The sequence below is a fragment of the Anaerotruncus sp. DFI.9.16 genome, assembly GCF_024461615.1.
Lineage (GTDB): Bacteria > Bacillota > Clostridia > Oscillospirales > Ruminococcaceae > Anaerotruncus > Anaerotruncus massiliensis.
The window spans coordinates 1-437 of record NZ_JANFZX010000139.1; the positions used below are offsets into that span (position 1 = coordinate 1).

Below are 437 nucleotides of genomic sequence, written 5' to 3' on the forward strand. Positions count from 1 at the left end.
CCTCACAGGCACGGTCATTTACGGCTATCTCTGGAACGAAGCCAGAGACCAATGGTTGGTTGACCCCGAAGCCGCTGATGTGGTCAAGCGCATCTTTGCCATGACGATTGACGGCTACGGTCCGTATCAGATCGCCAGTAAACTGAAATCGGAAAAGGTGCTTATTCCGTCTGCTTACCTTGCCCAACACGGCGAGGGCGTGAACAAAAACAAGACTTTCAAAGATATGTACGGCTGGGGTTCTTCCACCATCTGCAACATTCTTGAAAAGCGTGAATATCTGGGACACACCATCAATTTCAAGACCCGAAAGCACTTCAAGGACAAGAAAAGCCATTATGTCCCGGAGGACGAATGGACAATTTTCGAGAATACCCATGAGCCTATCATTGACCAGCAGACCTTTGACCTTGTGCAGAAAATCCGTGGGAATGTCA

The 437-nt window shown here is 48.7% G+C and carries 1 protein-coding gene; it reads left to right on the top strand.

Features of this window, described 5'->3' with window-relative positions:
• A partial coding sequence (locus NE609_RS17350) for a recombinase family protein (protein ID WP_256153244.1) occupies nt 1–437 on the top strand: 437 nt, incomplete at both ends.